The sequence below is a fragment of the Nocardioides zeae genome (assembly GCF_010686755.1).
GTDB classification, from domain to species: Bacteria; Actinomycetota; Actinomycetes; order Propionibacteriales; family Nocardioidaceae; genus Nocardioides; species Nocardioides zeae.
This window is the reverse complement of the sequence record NZ_JAAGXA010000002.1, coordinates 95,268-109,707: the sequence shown is the minus strand read 5'-3', so window position 1 is coordinate 109,707 and position 14,440 is coordinate 95,268. Positions and strand designations below refer to the sequence as shown.

Below are 14,440 nucleotides of genomic sequence, written 5' to 3'. Positions count from 1 at the left end.
CGTGAACGCCGTCGACCGTCCCGAGGTCGTCGTGGACCTCGCAGCGGTGCGGCACGACGTCGCCGTGCTGCGCGCCCGCGTCGCCCCCGCGCGCATGATGACCGTGGTGAAGGCCGACGGCTACGGCCACGGCATGGTCGAGGTCGCCCGGGCCGCGCGGCGGGCCGGCACCGACTGGCTGGGCGTCGCCACGCCCGCCGAGGCGCTGGCGCTGCGCGCCGCGGGCGACACCGGGCCGCTGCTCTGCTGGCTCTCCGTGCCGGCCGACGACCTCGCGCCGCTCGTGGCCGCCGGGGTGGACCTCACGGCGTACTCGCCCGACGAGGTCGCGGCCGTCGTCGCGGCGGTCTCCCGCGCCGGTCGGCCCGCCCGGCTCCAGCTGAAGGTCGACACGGGCCTGCGCCGCGGCGGGGCGCTCCCCGCGGACTGGCCCGACCTGGTCGCCGCCGCCCGGGCCGCCGAGGAGGCCGGGACGGTGCGGGTGACCGGCATCTGGTCCCACTTCGCGGCCGCCGAGGAACCGACCCATCCCGCCAACGACGCGCAGGAGGCCGTGTTCCGGGCGGCGCTCGACGTCGCCGCAGCCGCGGGCCTCGAGCCCGAGGTGCGCCACCTCGCCAACTCCGCCGCGGCCCTCCTCCGCCCCTCGGCGCACTTCGACCTCGTGCGGTGCGGGATCGCGTCGTACGGCATCGACCCCGCGCCCGACGTCCCCGACGCCGCCTTCCCGGGCGGGCGCCCCGACCTGGTGCCGGCCATGACGGTGCGCGCGCCGCTGGTGCTGAGCAAGCCGCTGGCCGCGGGCGACGGCGTCTCCTACGGCCACACCTGGGTCGCGCCCGCGGCGACGACGGTCGGTCTCGTGCCGCTGGGGTACGGCGACGGGGTGCCGCGGCACGCCGCGGCCGGCGTCGGGACGGACCAGGCCGCCGAGGTGCTCGTCGGCGGGCGCCGCCGGCCGGTGCGCGGACGGGTCTGCATGGACCAGCTCGTCGTCGACCTCGACGGCGAGAACTTCCCGCCGGGCACGCCCGTGGTGCTGTTCGGGCCGGGCCGCGACGGCGAGCCGACGGCCCTCGACTGGGCGCGGGCCTGCGGGACGATCGACTACGAGGTCGTCACGCGGTTCCGCGGCCGGGCGCGGCGGGTGCACGTGGACGGCTCGACCGAGGGTACGGACGGAGGGGACCGGTGAAGCTCGGACGTGCGATCGCGGGCCTGGCCGCGGGTGCGGCCGGTGTCGCCCTGGCGGGCGGGGCCGCGGGCCTGGTGCACCAGCGCCGCGTCATCGCCCACCGCGACGCCGGGGAGGCGGTGGCCTTCGGCTCGCTGCGCTCGCCCGCGCTGACGGTCGTGGCCGACGACGGGGTGGCGCTCCACGTCGAGGTCGACGAGCCCGACCCGGCGGCCCGGGGCGTCGCGCCCACCCTGGTGTTCGTCCACGGGTACGCCCTCAACCTCGACTGCTGGCACTTCCAGCGCGCGGCCTACCGGGGCCAGGTGCGCACCGTGTTCTACGACCAGCGCTCCCACGGCCGCTCGGGCCGTTCCGACGCCGAGCACGCGACCATCGAGCAGCTCGGCGCCGACCTGCTGACGGTGCTCGACCACGTCGCGCCCGACGAGGAGGTCGTGCTCGTCGGTCACTCCATGGGCGGCATGAGCATCATCGCGCTCGCCGAGGCGCACCCCGAGCTGTTCGGCGACCGGGTGGTGGGCGTGGGGCTCATCGCGACGACCGCCGGCGGTCTCGACCCGACCCGGGCGCTGCTGCCGATGGTGCCCAAGGCGTTCGGCGGGCCGCTGTCGCTGCGGTTCGTCGCCGGCCTGTCGCGCGGCCACCGCGTCGTCGACGGGTTCCGGAAGGTCGGCAAGAACCTCGCCATGGTCGGCACCGACCGGTTCGCGTTCGGCAGCGACGTCCCGGAGACCTACGTCGCGTTCGTCGACGACATGCTCAGCCGCACGCCCTTCGAGGTGCTCGCGCAGTTCTTCCCCGCGTTCGGCAGCCTCGACAAGTTCTCCGTCGTGCACGCCCTCGAGAAGGTGCCGACGACGATCGTCTGCGGCACCGGGGACCGCCTGACCAGCATCGGCCACGCCCGCAAGCTCCACGCCCACATCGACGGCTCGCGCCTCGTCGAGGTCGAGGACGCCGGCCACATGGTGATCATGGAACGGCACGTCGTGGTCGACGAGGCGCTCGACGACCTCATCGCGGCGGTGCAGCACCGTGCCTGAGGCCCAGCAGCCCGTGCAGCCCGTGCAGCCCGTGACGGTGCGGCGGGTCGGTCCGGAGGGGGCCGCCGCCGTGCACGCCGTCGTCCGCGCCGCCTTCGCCGCGCGTCCGGCCCTCGACCCGCCGACGGCCGCCCTCGCGGAGACCGTCGACTCGATCGCCGGGGCGCTCGCCGCCGGGGGAGGCCTGCTCGCCGAGGGCGACGGCCACCCCGTCGGGGCGCTCGTGCTCGACCCCGAGCCCGCGCAGGGCCGGGTCTGGGTGCGGCGGTTCGGCGTCGTACCGGCCTGGCAGGCCCACGGCGTCGGCGCCCGCATGGTCGAGACGGTCATCGCGACAACCCCGGGCCGGGAGGTCGCGGTGCTCGCCCGCGAGGAGCTGCCGCGCGCCCAGGCGTTCTGGGCGGGCCACGGCTTCGTCGAGGTGGGACGGACGGCGCCGTACGTCGAGATGGTGCGCCCGCCGTCCCTCGTCGTGCCCGACGCGGACGCCATGCGCGACCTCGGCCGGCGGCTCGCCGGGTTGCTGCGCGCCGGGGACCTCCTCGTGCTCACGGGGGGTCTCGGGGCGGGCAAGACCACGTTCACGCAGGGCCTGGGGGCGGGGCTGGGCGTGCGCGGGGACGTGACGTCCCCGACCTTCGTCATCGCGCGGGTGCACCCGTCGACCGTCGGCGGTCCCGAGCTCGTCCACGTCGACGCCTACCGGCTCGGCGGCGCGGCGGAGCTCGACGACCTCGACCTCGACACGTCGCTGGAGGACGCCGTCACCGTCGTCGAGTGGGGCGCCGGCCTCGCCGAGCAGCTCGCCGACGACCGCCTCGAGGTGGTCATCGAGCGCAACGACACGGACGACGTCCGGCTGGTCCGCGTGACCGGGTACGGCGCGCGGTGGGCCGACGTCGACGTGGCGACTGCCCTGGCCTGACGCGGCGTCGAGCTGGACGCACCCGGCTCAGGGCGCGTCGGTCATGAGCGTGACGCGCCCGATCCCGTCGGAGGCGACCTCGAGGTGGAGGTAGCGGCCGCCGACGACGTAGCGCGCCCAGCCGCCGTCCGGCCCGGCCTTCTCCGGTGTGCCCCACCGGGCGACCACGGTGTCGAAGTCCGACGTGTCGACGTCGAGGCCGTCGAACAGCTGCCCTGCCCGGGGGTAGTCGAGGGGGTCCACCCAGATGGTCCGCGCGCCCGACCGGCCGAGGTCGATCTCGACGCCCAGGGCCTCGAGGTCACGCTGGGTCGTCTCCGCCGGTAGCGCGAGCAGGTAGGCGATCCGCTGCACGGCGTCGGCGGTGCCCAGGGCGCCGAGCAGCACGTCGACGTCACCGCCCAGGGCGCCCTCGGGCATCCCCGCCGGGGGCTCGGCGGGCGTGGTGTCCTCGCCGAGCACCGCGTCCAGCCAGGCGCTGAACTCGTCGGGGCCGCCGGACACCCACTCCCGGGGGACGTCGACGCCGAAGGACTCCTCGACCCACGCCCGCAGCTCGGCGGCGCGCAGCACCCCGAAGGGCGTGACGGGCGGACCGCTGGGCCGGTCGAGCTCCTCGTAGCCCACCGCCATCAGCCGCACCAGGTCGAGCACCGAGTCGGCGACGACGAACCGGTCGCCCTCGCTGCCCAGCGCGACCACGAGGTCGCGCCCGTCGTCGGCCCGCCACAGCGCGCCGACCGAGCCCGTCCCGTCGAGCTGCACGAGCGGGCGGAGCCGCTCGAGGGCGGCGGGGTCCGTGCCCTCGGGGAACCACCCGTCGAGAGAGCCGCCCGGCTCGACGCCGACGGGCAGGCGGCGACGCGCCAGCCACCGGAAGGTGCGCGCCAGCTCGTCGGGCAGCTCGTCGAAGGTCGGGGCGCCGTCGCGCTCCGGGGGCAGCAGCGCTGGCAGGGTCGCGCTCGCAGCAGCGCCGAGCGCGGTCACCAACCACACGTCGAGGCGGTCGCCCACGCCCACCCGCAGGAGCGCGACGGCGGCGTCCTCGACCGGCCAGACGAGCACCTGCCCCGCGCCGAGCGCCACCGCGACGGCGTCGATCCAGGTGGCGTCGGTGTAGCCGTGCACCGCCGCCCGCTCCTCCGGTGTCCCCAGCTCGGCCCGCAACGCGGCCTCGGCGAGGTCCGCGAAGTCGTGCGCCTCGTCGGCGTCGCTGGTGCGGGCCTCGACGAGCTGGACGATCCACCCCTCGGGCGCGGCGTAGGCGTCGGTGTCCTCGACCGTCGCGTAGTCGTCCCACCAGCCCTCGGCCGGTGTGCCGGCCACGGCGCGGGCGAAGGTGCCCACGTCCTGCGGCTCGGGCTCGAACGACGACCAGTCCCGCTTGCTCATGCTGCTCCCATCGATGTCCCCGTGATCCCCGCTCGCCGCCCTCCCGACGACCGCGACCGTTCTTCCCCCGCGGGGTTGTCCTAACCTCGTCGGGTGCTCCTCGCCTTCGACACCGCGACGCCGCGGGTGTGCGCCGCGGTCTACGACGCCGACACCGACACCGTGCTCGCCTCCGGGGTCGCCGAGCGGCCGATGAAGCACGGCGAGCAGCTCGCCCCGCTCGTCGACGGCTGCCTGCGGGACGCCGGTCTCGACCGCCTCGACCTCACGGCGCTCGTGGTCGGCGTCGGTCCCGGACCGTTCACCGGTCTCCGCGTCGGGCTGGTCACGGCGCGCACGCTCGGCTACGTGCTCGACCTGCCCGTGTACGGCGTGTGCTCGCTCGACGCGCTCGCCGTCGAGGCCGTCGCCACGGGGGCCGTGGCCGAGCCCTTCCTCGTCGCCACCGACGCGCGGCGCAAGGAGGTCTACCTGGCCTCCTACGACGAGACCAGCACCCGCCTCAGCGGCCCCACCGTCACGAAGCCCGCCGACGTCGCGACCGACCTGCCGGTGGTCGGCGCGGGCCCGGCGCTCTACCCCGACGCCTTCACGCGGCCCGTCGGCCCCACCGAGCCCGACGCCGCCTGGCTCGCCCGCGCCGTGGCGGGCGAGCACGCCGAGCTGCTCGACCCGGAGCCGCTCTACCTCCGCCGTCCCGACGCCGTCGCCAGCGCCGAGCGGTGAGCGAGCCGCCGAGCCGGGTGCTGCGGCCCGCCCGGACCGCCGACGTCGCCCGCGTCGCCCTGCTCGAGGCCGACCTCTTCGGCCGCGACGCCTGGAGCGAGGAGCAGATCGGGGCCGAGCTGTCGGCGCCCGGTCGCGCGATGCTCGTGGCCGAAGACCCCGCCGATCGGTCCGGGGTGGCCGGTTACGCCGTCCTCGGCGTGCAGGGCGACCTCGCCGACCTGCTCCGGATCGGCGTCGACCCGACCCTCCGTCGTACCGGCGTCGCCTCCGCGCTCCTCGCCCACCTCCTCGGCGCGGCCCGCGCCGCGGGCGCCGAGCGGATGCTGCTCGAGGTGAGCGAGGCCAACACGGGCGCTGCGGCCTTCTACGCCGCCCGGGGATTCGTCGAGATCCACCGCCGCCCGCGCTACTACCGCGACGACGCCGCGGCCCTCGTCCTCCAGCGCGCCCTCTAGGAGGTGCTCGTCAGCTTCGCCAGCCGCGACGACAGCAGCGCCACGCGGTGGGCGTTGCCCGGCAGCTCGACGTACCGCTCGCCGTACGTCGCCAGCAGGTCGTCGTCGAGCCGCCGGACCGCGCCGGCGGGGTAGCGGTAGCCCATCCGGGCCGTCACGGCCTCGCTGTCGACGTCCGCCATCGCGCCGGCGAGGTCGGCCGCCGAGGTGATGCCGAGCTCGGCGAGGAGCCCGGCGATCCACTCGTAGTGGTCGGTGCGGGACCAGCCGGCGCCGGGGTAGCGGCCGGCGAGGTACGCCGCGAGGTCGCCCGGGCTGAGCCGGTGGCGGTCCGCGCGGGTCGGGTCCCGGTCCCCGTCGGCGACCCAGGCGCCGCTCGCCGCGCCGCCCGCGACCTGGTCGCCGCGCAGCTGGTCGCGGATCGTCGAGAACTCGCGGTCGGCGAGCTCGAGCAGCCCGGCGGCGAGCGTGAAGCGGCGGTCGAGCTCGGAGGCGTGCTCGGGCGGCACCTCGCCCTTGTAGCGGATGTCGTGCTCGAACTCGGCCCACGCGTGCTGCAGCGCCGTGCGGATCTGCACCTCGATGATCCGCCCGGGCAGCGCGTCGGTGCCCGGGGTCGGGGTCACGTCGTCGGGCAGGGCGAGGTCGAGGTGGCGGCTGGAGTAGCCCCACCGCCCGGCCCGCGCCGTCTCGAGCCCCTTGTCACGGTCGCCGAGCACGGTCAGCTCGGCGCCGAGCACGTCCGCGACGGCCTCCACGTCGGAGGCCAGGTAGGTCACGACGCGCACGCCGATCTGGTCGGCCATCTCGGCGAGCGCGTCCGCGTAGCGCGGGTGCCCGTCCTCGAGCGACGCCGCCTTGGCGGCGAACGACGCGACCGACTTGGCCCGCGCCGTCACCGACAGGTAGTTGAGGCCGGCGTCGTCGAGCGCGGCGGTGACGAGGGCCGCCGCCTGGTCGGTGGCGTGCTGCGTCGCGGGCAGGCGCGCGGCGTACGCCTCGACCTCCTTGGCCTGCGCCCGCTCGGCCCGGGTGCGCCGCGGTGCGGGCTCGAGGCCCTCGGGCAGCGTCGGGGTGACGATGACGCCGTCCTCCACGGAGCCGTAGCGCGTCAGGCGCTCGGGCTCCCGCGCGGCGAGCAGCGCGACGTAGGCGCAGACGACCGCGTCGAGCCGGTCCTCCGCCAGCCGCAGCTCCGACTTGCGCTCCGCGTTCTCGACGAGCGCGACCAGCTCCTCCCACACGGGACGGCGGTGCAGGAGCAGCGGGGTGCGCGCCCGGCCGAGCTGCTCGAGGCCCTCGGTGAGGCGCAGCATCTCGGAGCGCATCTGGGAGAAGGTGCGGTCGCGGCTCTGCTTGTACTTCAGCGTCCGCCCCAGCCGCAGCAGCGCCACGGTCGCCGCGTGCGGGTAGACCTCCAGCGCCCGCCGACCGGTCGCGTCCGGGTCGAGGTCGAGACCCCAGCGCCTCGCCAGCCGCGCCGCTCGTGGCCCGTCGGCGAACTCGGGCTTGCCCAGGTTCGTCGGGTGGGTGCCGGCCTCGAAGGCCCGGAAGTCCTGGTTGAGCGCCTTCTCCGCCGGCCGGGTGCCCGTGGCGTTGCGCACCACCAGCGGGGCGTCGAAGGCGACGACGCACTCCCCGGCGACGTACGGCGCGACGACCGCGTCGATCTCGTCGTCCGTCGTGACGGCCGCGGTGGACAGCAGGCGGCCGCGCTCGTCGAGCACGGCGATGCCGGTGGGAGCCCGCTCGCCCCACGCGAGGTCGACGCCGACGAGGTGCATGCGCACAGCCTGCCAGTCGGCGGGCTCAGAGGCGACGACGCACGGCGCGCGCCACCACGACGGCGAGCACCACGACCACCAGCGCGACGAGGAGCAGCTCGGGGTGGCCGCCCCAGACCGCGGTGAGCACGGCGACCCCCACGGTCACGTAGATCGTCGCCCAGACCGCCGCCCCCAGGAGGAGCGCGGGCACGTAGCGCCGCAGCGGCATCCGCAGCAGCCCCGCCGCCGCGTTGACCGCCGTCTGCACGCCCACCGTGAGGAAGCAGAGCGTCACCGCGGGCGCCCCGAACCGCCGCACCGTGCCCTCCGCCCGCGCCACCTCCGGTCGCGCCAGCAGGCGGGCGGCCCGGTCGCTGCGCCCCGAGGCGCCGCGGAGCGCACGCCCCAGCCCGTACGTCGCGCCCCCGCGCAGCGTGGCGATCAGCCACAGCAGGGCGAACGCGATCGCGACGGGCTGGTCGGAGAACACGGGGCCATCGAACCAGCCCCGCGTTTCGGGGAGCGCACCGGCGGGGCGGGCCGGCGGGCGCACCGGTGGGCGCGGGGGTGGGCGCGGGGGTGGGCGCGGGAGTGGCGGGCTGGGGGCCGGCGACGGAAATGTTCACCTGGTGCCGGTCGCGTCGAGCCCGGGCTGCACCAGGCGCACAGTTCGTGCCGGGCGGGCGCGCGTGCGCGGCGGGTTGAGCGACGGGTTGAGCGGCGGCGGCATAATCGACGGCGATGTCTGCTCCACCGCCCCGTCCCCCTGACGACCCGTCCGCCGCTCCGGAGAAGCCTCGGCTCGACCTCGACTGGGTGAAGCTGGTGGCCGGTGCGCTGGCCGCGGTGTCCTCCGCGTTCCTGCTGTCCACGCTCGGTGCCGTCGGCACCCTGGCCGGCGCCGCGCTCGGCAGCGTGATCGCCTCGGTGAGCTCGACGCTCTACTCGACCTCGTTGGAGCGCAGCCGCCAGAAGGTGCTCGAGGTGCAGGTGCCGCTGCGCCGACGCCCCGAGGGCGAGACCACCACGCTCGTGGTGGACACCCCGGCGGAGGAGATCGTCGGGACCCCGGACCCCGTCGAGCCGGTCGACCCGCGCAGCATGCCGACGGTCACGTTCGCCGCGGTCACCGCCGCGTCCGAGTCCGAGCCGGCGCCCGCGACGACTGCGCCCGCGACGACCCCGCCCGCGACGACCGGGGCCGACCGGAACGCCGGCTCCCTGCTCGCCTCCGTGCCCTGGGCCAAGGTCGGGCTCGCCGCCGCGGGGCTGTTCGTGGCGGCCATGCTCGTGCTGACGGTGATCGAGGGCGTCGTGGGCAAGTCCGCGTCCGACCTCACGGGCGGCTCCGACGGTGGCTCCCGCACCTCGGTCGGGCAGCTCGTCGGCGGGGGAGGCGGGTCGGGGGACACCGACCGCGACCCGTCGCCGCAGCCGACGACGGGGGGCAGCTCGGGGACCCAGGAGCCGGGATCCACCGGGTCCTCCGAGCCCACGAGCGAGCCGGCGACGGACGACCCGACGAGCGCGCCCACCACCGACGCCCCCACCTCGGGGGCGACCAGCGCCCCCACGGGCGGCACCACCTCGACGGCGCCCACGGCGCCGCCGACGTCCGCCGCCACTCCCGGCGCGGCGGGCACCGCCGGCCCCTGATCCGGGGCCTCAAGCCGTCGTCAAGATTGGGTCCAGGGTCGCTCGGAGCCCTCGCCCGCGGCCCCGTCCTCGGCGCACGATGGCCGTGGGAAGGGAGAACCCACATGGACATCGACGACGCCGCCGCCCAGGCCTGGGTGCCGGGGCTCGGGGAGGCCGTGGCCGGTCTTCCGGCCGACCGGCGCATCTGGCGCATCAACCGATCCGGCGTGCGGGGCCTGCTGGCCGCCTCGTCGGCCGGCCTGACGTGGAGCGAGCACGGCGGGCTGGTGACGCGTCCGTTCACCGACGTCGCCTCGCTCGAGCTCGTCGGGCTCAACGGTGTCGTGCTCCACGTCCACGGCCTGCTGCCCGCGCGCCTCACCTTCCCCGACGTGCGGGACCGCGACGCCTTCGAGCAGGTGCTCCACGCCCAGCGGGCCGCCGGGCACGCACCCGCCCCCGCTGCCGCGCCGTACGCGTCCTACGCGCCGTACGCGTCCTACGTGCCGCCCCCCACCGTCGCCGCGCCCGCTGGCCCCCTCGTCACCGCCCCCCACGTCACCGCCCCCGTCGTGCTCCCGCCCGTCGCCCCGCCGCCGGTCCCGACCCCGGCGGTCGCGGTCGCTGCCGCGGCGCCGACCGAACAGCTGCCCGTGGCGGTGCGGGGGCGGTCGGGTCCGAGCCCGTTCGGCCCGCCCACCGTCCGCTCGGCCGCGCCACCCGCGCCGCCGTCGCCGGAGGTGCCGCTCGCGCCCGTCCGGCCGACGGCCGCGTCGTACCCGTCCTTCCCCGCGTCCTACGTGCCGCCCGTGCCGCCGGCCCCCGCGGCCCACGCGCCGCGGCCCCGCGCGTCGTCCCACCCGCCCTCGTCGTCCCGGCTCCGCGCGGCGCGCCTCGCGGAGGAGCGCCGGGCCGGGATCCCGCCCGTGCCGGCGGCCGTGCCCGAGGTCCCGCAGCGCGCCCAGCGCCACCCGGAGCGCGCCGGCGACCCCGCGAGCTCGTCGCTGCGCGACGGCCTCGTCATCGCCGCCTTCCTCGCCGGGGTGGGGGCGCTCATCGCCTTCGTCTCGGGCCAGGCGGCGTCGCAGTCGGTGCACTCGACCGGCACGGACGTGCTCACCTACGTCGGGTACGGCCTCGTCGTCGTCGGAGTCGTCGCGGCGCTGGTCACGGCCGTCCGCGCGCTCGGCGCCGGTCGTCCCTGACGGCTCCTGGCGGCTCCTGACGGCTCCCGACAGCGCGGTGGTCCGCTGAGCACCCGTCGGCTCAGCGATCCACCGTGCTGGTTGTCCACAGCCTCGCCGAACCCCGTGCGACGCCCCGCCACGCGGGGAACGACGCACCGGTGCCTCCCGCTCCGCTGCCCGCCCCTGTCCTCGCCCTCCTCGCCGACCAGGACTCCGTCGTCGCGCGCTCCCAGCTGCTCGATGACCTCGGCGCACCGGCCTGGCAGGTCCGTCGGTGGCTCGCCCGGCAGGCGCTCGTGGTGGTGCACCCAGGCGTGTACGTCGCGCACACCGGCCCGCTGACCTGGCAGCAGCGGGCGTGGGCGGCCGTGCTGCACGCCCGCCCGGCGGTGCTCCACGGCATCTCGGCGCTGCGGGCGGCGGAGGGGCCGGGCCGCCGGGGCCACGACGACGCGGGCCCCCTGCACGTCGCCGTCGAGCGTGACCGCGTGGTGCGGGGGCTCCGCACGGCCGGGGGCGTCGTCGTCCACCGGGTCGCCCGCTTCGACGACGACGCGGTGCAGTGGAACCGGCGGCCACCCCGGCAGCGCTACGAGGAGGCCAGCGTCGAGGTCGCCCTCCGCTGTGCGTCGCGCACCGACGGACTGGCCGTCCTCGCCGCGGGGGTGCAGGCGCGCCGTACCGTCGCCGCCAAGCTCGCCGACGCCCTCCAGGCACGGCGGCGCGTGCGGGACCGGGCCTTCTGGGTGGGCGTGCTCCGCGACGTCGCGGACGGCGCCTGCTCGGTGCTCGAGCAGGCCTACGTCGACCGCGTCGAGCGCGCCCACGGACTGCCGGCCGCCGAGCGGCAGCAGCGCGGGACGTCGCGGTGCGGGGTGGTCTACCGGGACAACGCCTACGAGGGGCTCCTCGTCGAGCTCGACGGGCGGCTCCACCACGACACGACCCGCCAGCGCGACGCCGACATGGAGCGGGACCTCGACAGCCTCGTGGAGGGCCGGGCGACGGTGCGGCTGTCCTACGGCCAGGTCCTCGACCGCGGCTGCGCCACGGCGCAGCGGATCGGCGCGCTGCTGGTGCAGCGGGGGTGGGAGGGCGCGGTCACGCCCTGCGGCGCCGGTTGCGTCGCGGCGCGGGCGGCCTGATCAGCGCGGTGGTCCGCTGAGCACCCGTCGGCTCAGCGATCCACCGCGCTCCCGGTCCCGTCCTCCGGCCGACCCTCGAGCGCGCGGGCCTGCTGCGCCGCCGTGGCCTCGGCGATGATCCGTCGCATGGCGGCGTCGGCGTCGGCGGGTCGCCCGCGGCGTACGGCGTCGGCCACGTCCGCGTGCCACTCGATGGCCGCGGGCTCGGGGTCGGCCGGCATGAGGTCGTGGTGGGTGCGGCCGGCGAGCACGGCGTCGACGACGTGGGCGAGGGCGGCGTACATCTCGTTGCCCGACGCCGCCAGCAGCGTGCGGTGGAAGAGCTGGTCCGCCTCGAGGTAGGCCTCGAGGTCGCGGGCCCGGGCGTGGACGGTCATGTCCGACACCGCGGAGGCGAGGGTGGCGGCCTGCGCCGCGTCGGCGCGCTCCGCAGCGAGCGCGGCCGCGGCCGGCTCGAACCCGGCCCGCAGCTCCGAGAGGCTCCGCAGCTGTGCGTCGCGCTCCGGCCCGTCGAGCCGCCAGACGATGAGGCGGGGATCGAGGACGTTCCAGCAGTCGCGCTCCGCGACCGTGATCCCGACGCGCCGCCGCGACGTCACGAGCCCCATCGAGGTCAGCACCTGCACGGCCTCGCGGGAGACGGACCGGGAGACCGCGTACGCCGCGTCCACGTCCTCCAGCCGCAGCACCGAGCCCGGCGGGAGGTCGCCGTGGGTGATGCGCCGTCCGAGGGCGTCGAGGACCGTCCCGGTGCGGGGTCCGACGGGACGGGAGGGGTCTGCGCTCACGCATTCGCTCCTCAAAGATCAGATTTCTTCGGCTACGGTCTTGTAAACGACTGATGAATCATCCCACACTGGGGGGCAACTGGTGTGACGGCGCGCACAGACGCGCGCCCGGGAACGGAGGAACCGCATGAGCCAGCAGGACCAGCCACCGCTCGTCGTGGTGATGGGCGTGTCGGGGTCGGGCAAGTCGACCGTCGGCGCGGCCCTCGCGCAGCGGCTCCGCGTGCCGTTCGGCGACGCCGACGACTTCCACCCCCAGGCCAACATCGACAAGATGGCGTCGGGCCACGCGCTCGACGACGACGACCGTCGCCCCTGGCTCGAGGCCATCGGCCGCTGGCTCGCCGAGCGCGCGGGCACCAGCGGGGGAGTGGTGACCTGCTCCGCGCTCAAGCGGTCCTACCGCGACCTCATCCGCGAGGCCGCCCCCGCCGCGGTCTTCGTGCACCTCGAGGGCAGCCGCGACGTGATCGCCCGCCGGCAGGCGAGCCGCCCCGGCCACTTCATGCCGGCCTCCCTGCTCGACTCGCAGTTCGAGACGCTCGAGGACCTCGGCGCCGACGAGGCCGGCGTGGCCGTCGACGTCGCGCAGCCGGTCGACGACATCGTGGCCGCCGCGGCCAGCTGGGTCGCCGACGGGGTCACCGACGGGGTCACCGACGGGGGTGCCCGATGAGCGCCGCCTTCACGAGCGCCGCCACCGGCGACCTCGTCGAGCCGATCAACGGCGGAGCCCAGCTCATCGGGGCGGGCCTCGCGGGCATCGCCGTCGTCGTGGTGCTCGTCGCCGTCGTCAAGCTCCACCCGTTCCTCGCCCTCGTGCTGGGCGGCTTCACCGTCGGCGGCATCGCCTCGATCGGCTCCGACGCCCAGGTGGACGGGGTCGCCTACGACCTCGCCCACGTGGTGACCGTCTTCTCGACCGGCTTCGGCTCCACGACCGCCAGCGTCGGGCTGCTCATCGCCCTCGGTGCGATGTTCGCGAAGCTCCTCGCCGACTCGGGCGGCGCCGACCAGGTGGTCGACACCATCGTCAGCCGGTCCTCGCGCCGCGCGCTGCCGTGGGCGATGGCCGGCGTGGGCGCGCTCATCGGCCTGCCGATGTTCTTCGAGATCGGCCTTGTGCTGCTGATGCCGGTCATCTACCTCGTCGCCCGCCGGGCCGAGCTGTCGCTGGTCGCGATCGGCATCCCGACGCTCGCGGGTCTCTCCGCGATGCACGCGCTCGTCCCGCCCCACCCGGGTCCGCTGCTGGCGATCGACAACCTCGGCGCCGACCTCGGCATCACGTTGGGCCTCGGCGTGCTGTTCGCGATCCCGGTCGTCATCGTCGCGGGACCGCTGTTCGGCATCCTCGCCGCCCGGTGGGTGCCGGTGCCCGCCCCCGCTGCCGTCGGCGCGCCCGCCGGCCCCGGCACGAAGGACGACGACGGGCCGGGCAGCGAGGGACCCGGAGGGACCGGTTCCGACACGGCTCCCGAGGGTGCCCGGCGACCCGGCTTCGCCGTCACCGTCGCCACGGTGCTGCTCCCCGTCCTGCTCATGATGGGCAAGGCGATCTCCGACATCGCGCTGTCGGAGGACAACCCGGCCTACCGCGTGTTCGACCTGCTCGGCACCCCGTTCGTCGCCCTCCTCATCGCGGTGCTCGTCGCCATGTGGACCTTCGGCCTCGGCCTGGGCTGGAACCTGAAGCAGGTCGGCCGCAGCGTCGAGTCCTCGCTGCCGGGGGTCGCGGGGATCCTCCTCATCGTCGCCGCCGGCGGTGGCTTCAAGGAGGTGCTCGTCTCGACGGGCGTCGGCACGCTGCTCGCCGAGTGGGCGCAGGATGCCAACGTCTCGGTCATGCTCCTCGCCTGGGTGCTCGCCGTGCTGATCCGCCTCGCGACGGGCTCGGCGACCATCGCGACGGTCACCGCCTCGTCGCTCATGGCGGGCCTCGTGGACGGCCTCAGCTCGGGCGAGGTCTCGCTGATGGTGCTGGCGATCGGCGCCGGGTCGGTGTTCTTCTCCCACCTCAACGACGCCGGCTTCTGGCTGGTGAAGGAGTACTTCCGCCTCGACGTGCCCCAGACCATCAAGACGTGGTCGGCGATGGAGACGGTGCTGTCGGTGACGGGCCTCGTGCTCGTGCTGGCCGCCGACCTCGTGATCTAGCGGTCCGGCACCGCACC

The 14,440-nt window shown here is 76.1% G+C and carries 14 protein-coding genes; 10 read left to right on the top strand and 4 right to left on the bottom strand.

The genetic code is table 11. From position 1 onward, the window contains the following. Position 1 precedes the first annotated feature (1 nt). The 3 genes from alr to tsaE are packed head-to-tail and all read left to right on the top strand — an operon-like array spanning position 2 to position 3,166. On the top strand, positions 2-1,195 hold the full coding sequence (gene alr / locus G3T38_RS03850) for an alanine racemase (RefSeq protein WP_163770771.1): 1,194 nt from the start codon (positions 2-4) through the stop codon (positions 1,193-1,195). Then, entirely contained in the window at positions 1,192-2,241 is a 1,050-nt protein-coding gene (locus tag G3T38_RS03845; protein WP_163770770.1) for an alpha/beta fold hydrolase, read from the top strand. The genes alr and G3T38_RS03845 overlap by 4 nt, the downstream gene beginning before the upstream one ends. Beyond that, positions 2,234-3,166, top strand: a complete 933-nt coding sequence (gene tsaE / locus G3T38_RS22465; RefSeq protein ID WP_338037451.1) for a tRNA (adenosine(37)-N6)-threonylcarbamoyltransferase complex ATPase subunit type 1 TsaE — start codon at positions 2,234-2,236, stop codon at positions 3,164-3,166. The genes G3T38_RS03845 and tsaE overlap by 8 nt, the downstream gene beginning before the upstream one ends. A gap of 27 nt (positions 3,167-3,193) precedes the next feature. Here the strand turns inward: tsaE and G3T38_RS03835 are convergent, their stop codons facing one another. After that, positions 3,194-4,558 carry a hypothetical protein gene (locus tag G3T38_RS03835; protein WP_163770769.1) on the bottom strand — a complete coding sequence of 455 codons (1,365 nt, stop codon included), beginning with the start codon at positions 4,556-4,558 and terminating at the stop codon, positions 3,194-3,196. Positions 4,559-4,651: 93 nt separating this feature from the next. Here G3T38_RS03835 and tsaB point away from each other — a divergent pair, with 93 nt between their 5' ends. Both tsaB and G3T38_RS03825 read left to right on the top strand, forming a co-directional pair. Continuing rightward, on the top strand, positions 4,652-5,284 hold the full coding sequence (tsaB, locus tag G3T38_RS03830; RefSeq protein WP_163770768.1) for a tRNA (adenosine(37)-N6)-threonylcarbamoyltransferase complex dimerization subunit type 1 TsaB: 633 nt from the start codon (positions 4,652-4,654) through the stop codon (positions 5,282-5,284). Beyond that, positions 5,281-5,742, top strand: a complete 462-nt coding sequence (locus tag G3T38_RS03825; RefSeq protein ID WP_338037450.1) for a GNAT family N-acetyltransferase — start codon at positions 5,281-5,283, stop codon at positions 5,740-5,742. Before tsaB ends, G3T38_RS03825 begins: the two co-directional genes overlap by 4 nt. Here G3T38_RS03825 and G3T38_RS03820 read toward each other — a convergent pair. Both G3T38_RS03820 and G3T38_RS03815 read right to left on the bottom strand, forming a co-directional pair. Then, complete coding sequence (locus G3T38_RS03820) at positions 5,739-7,526, bottom strand: DUF429 domain-containing protein (RefSeq protein WP_163770767.1); 1,788 nt, start codon at positions 7,524-7,526, stop codon at positions 5,739-5,741. The genes G3T38_RS03825 and G3T38_RS03820 overlap by 4 nt on opposite strands. A 25-nt stretch (positions 7,527-7,551) precedes the next feature. After that, positions 7,552-7,998: a VTT domain-containing protein gene (locus G3T38_RS03815; protein ID WP_163770766.1), complete on the bottom strand. Its 447-nt coding sequence runs from the start codon at positions 7,996-7,998 to the stop codon at positions 7,552-7,554. 251 nt (positions 7,999-8,249) lie between these two features. Here G3T38_RS03815 and G3T38_RS03810 point away from each other — a divergent pair, with 251 nt between their 5' ends. From G3T38_RS03810 to G3T38_RS03800, 3 genes are all read left to right on the top strand, one after another. Then, the gene (locus G3T38_RS03810) at positions 8,250-9,164 is read left to right on the top strand and encodes a hypothetical protein (RefSeq protein ID WP_163770765.1); all 915 of its coding nucleotides are present in this window, start codon (positions 8,250-8,252) and stop codon (positions 9,162-9,164) included. A 104-nt stretch (positions 9,165-9,268) separates the two neighbouring features. Beyond that, positions 9,269-10,351: a hypothetical protein gene (locus G3T38_RS03805; protein ID WP_163770764.1), complete on the top strand. Its 1,083-nt coding sequence runs from the start codon at positions 9,269-9,271 to the stop codon at positions 10,349-10,351. A gap of 140 nt (positions 10,352-10,491) precedes the next feature. Further along, complete coding sequence (locus G3T38_RS03800; RefSeq protein WP_206675775.1) at positions 10,492-11,478, top strand: hypothetical protein; 987 nt, start codon at positions 10,492-10,494, stop codon at positions 11,476-11,478. Positions 11,479-11,510: 32 nt separating this feature from the next. On the opposite strand, the gene G3T38_RS03795 is transcribed toward G3T38_RS03800, so the two are convergent. After that, on the bottom strand, positions 11,511-12,266 hold the full coding sequence (locus tag G3T38_RS03795) for an FCD domain-containing protein (protein WP_163770763.1): 756 nt from the start codon (positions 12,264-12,266) through the stop codon (positions 11,511-11,513). A 127-nt stretch (positions 12,267-12,393) separates the two neighbouring features. Between G3T38_RS03795 and G3T38_RS03790 the strand changes: the two genes are divergently transcribed. Continuing rightward, the gene (locus tag G3T38_RS03790) at positions 12,394-12,942 is read left to right on the top strand and encodes a gluconokinase (protein WP_206675774.1); all 549 of its coding nucleotides are present in this window, start codon (positions 12,394-12,396) and stop codon (positions 12,940-12,942) included. Next, positions 12,939-14,423 (top strand): GntP family permease, encoded by a 1,485-nt coding sequence (locus G3T38_RS03785; protein WP_163770762.1) that lies wholly within the window; start codon positions 12,939-12,941, stop codon positions 14,421-14,423. Before G3T38_RS03790 ends, G3T38_RS03785 begins: the two co-directional genes overlap by 4 nt. The last annotated feature ends 17 nt before the right edge of the window (positions 14,424-14,440 follow it).

Bases quoted from the DNA above. Each gene is read 5' to 3' on its own strand.
- G3T38_RS03835 (WP_163770769.1), bottom strand. From the start codon at position 4,558: ATGAGCAAGCGGGACTGGTCGTCGTTCGAGCCCGAGCCGCAGGACGTG.
- G3T38_RS03820 (WP_163770767.1), bottom strand. From the start codon at position 7,526: ATGCACCTCGTCGGCGTCGACCTCGCGTGGGGCGAGCGGGCTCCCACC.
- G3T38_RS03810 (WP_163770765.1), top strand. From the start codon at position 8,250: ATGTCTGCTCCACCGCCCCGTCCCCCTGACGACCCGTCCGCCGCTCCG.
- G3T38_RS03805 (WP_163770764.1), top strand. From the start codon at position 9,269: ATGGACATCGACGACGCCGCCGCCCAGGCCTGGGTGCCGGGGCTCGGG.
- G3T38_RS03790 (WP_206675774.1), top strand. From the start codon at position 12,394: ATGAGCCAGCAGGACCAGCCACCGCTCGTCGTGGTGATGGGCGTGTCG.
- G3T38_RS03785 (WP_163770762.1), top strand. From the start codon at position 12,939: ATGAGCGCCGCCTTCACGAGCGCCGCCACCGGCGACCTCGTCGAGCCG.